Raw genomic sequence first — 1,572 nt, forward strand, 5'->3', positions numbered from 1 at the left:
GCTTGGCCAGTTCGGGCAGCATGCCGTCGAGATTGTAGGTCGTGCCCACCGCGGTGAGGCTGGCCGCCAGGGTCGGATGGCGGATCGCCACGCCGGTCGCGATCATCCCGCCCAGGCTGTGGCCGAACAGGTGGGCCTGCTTGACGCCCAGGTGGTTGAGCACGCCGGCCACGTCGTCGCTCATCCGCTCGAGCTTGAACGGGCCCTCGCGGTCGCCGGTGTGTCCGTGGCCCTGCGGTTCGATGGCGATGATCGGCCAGGTTTTCGAGAACCGCGGGATGATGTCGGCGATGAAGGCGGTGTCGATCGCCATCACCCCGCCGGGCAGCAGCACCATCGGCGTCTTTCCGCCAGTCGGCGACCCGCCGTGCAGCTCATAATAGACCCGCAGGCCGTCGACCTCGGCGTAGCCGCCGGTTTTCGTCTTGGTATCCATGGCAAATCCCTTGTCGCTGGCCGCGAAACCGGAGGCCAACGACGCGCCCGCGGCCAGCATCAGCCGCCGGCTGGGACCTAGCGCAATTGGTCTCGTCATCGGCTGTCCTCCGGTCCGGTTACACTGGAACGACGAACCAGGGCCGGCCGTGCCGACATACTTGGCCCCATTTGTTTCGGTCTGCACGCGCTCGAGGTGGTTAGACTGCGCGGACACGTCGAGGGTGAGGGGCAATGCCGTTAGTCTTCTGGGCCTCGGCCGAAGTGTTTCAACCGGCCTTTGAAGCGTTCAATCGCGCGAGACTCGCGGCCGAAGCCCACCTCAACGCCGCGTTCGCCGCCTCGGCTCTCGCCGCGCTGGACGGCAAGCAGATCAGGTATGTCCCCATTGTGATGCCCGTGGACATGCATGATCGCTACCCCGAACGGTCGCGGCTGAATCGCAAAACAGGCGTCTACGACTGCGCGCCACACCTCGACTACGAGGTGTTCGTGACCGGATCATTCGAGGAACAAATCCGCGAATTCATGCGAGGAGTCGCTCTGAGCCGGTCTCACCTCGCGGACCTTGGCGCGAGTTCGGAGCAGATCGCGGCTTTTGACGGCATTCTATCAGAAGCAACCGAGCGCATCGTCGCCGAGATGCCACACGAGACGCGTCACTGAACGGTCCAGGCCCGACCCGACATCAGGCCGAGAAGATAATCGACCTCATCGGCCCGCCGCTCAGTGGCGCGCCGGGATGGGTTGCACATATTCGCCCCCCGCCGCCTCCGCCTCTTTGAACTGCGCCCGCTTGGGCCCGAGATAGCCGAACAGGAAGGCGGCGACCTTGCGCATCTGGATCTCTTCCGAGCCCTCGGTGATCCGGTAGCGGCGGTGGTGGCGGTAGATGTGCTCGAAGGGCTTGTGGCGCGAATAACCGATGCCCCCATGCACCTGCATGGCCCGGTCGGCGGCCTCGCAGACCAGGCGGTTGGCCCAGTAGTTACACATCGAGACCTTGTCGGAGATCGTCCGCTCGATCTCCTTGTGCTCCATGCGGTCCATGTCCCAGGCGGTTTTGCGGATCAGCAGGCGCAGCATCTCGCACTGGGTCGCCAGCTCCACGAGTGGGAACTGGATGCCCTGGTTGTC

At 64.8% G+C, this 1,572-nt stretch carries 3 protein-coding genes; 1 reads left to right on the forward strand and 2 read right to left on the reverse strand.

Features of this window, described 5'->3' with window-relative positions:
- Positions 1-535: alpha/beta fold hydrolase (locus V6M52_RS12375; protein ID WP_332701245.1), on the reverse strand; the 535-nt coding region annotated here is incomplete at its 3' end.
- 134 nt (positions 536-669) lie between these two features.
- Between V6M52_RS12375 and V6M52_RS12380 the strand changes: the two genes are divergently transcribed.
- Positions 670-1,101 carry a hypothetical protein gene (locus V6M52_RS12380; protein WP_332701246.1) on the forward strand — a complete coding sequence of 144 codons (432 nt, stop codon included), beginning with the start codon at positions 670-672 and terminating at the stop codon, positions 1,099-1,101.
- A 60-nt stretch (positions 1,102-1,161) separates the two neighbouring features.
- On the opposite strand, the gene V6M52_RS12385 is transcribed toward V6M52_RS12380, so the two are convergent.
- Positions 1,162-1,572: acyl-CoA dehydrogenase family protein (locus tag V6M52_RS12385; RefSeq protein WP_332701247.1), on the reverse strand; the 411-nt coding region annotated here is incomplete at its 5' end.

The organism is Devosia sp. (assembly GCF_036676215.1).
Taxonomy (GTDB): domain Bacteria; phylum Pseudomonadota; class Alphaproteobacteria; order Rhizobiales; family Devosiaceae; genus Devosia.

Bases quoted from the DNA above. Each gene is read 5' to 3' on its own strand.
- V6M52_RS12380 (WP_332701246.1), top strand. From the start codon at position 670: ATGCCGTTAGTCTTCTGGGCCTCGGCCGAAGTGTTTCAACCGGCCTTT.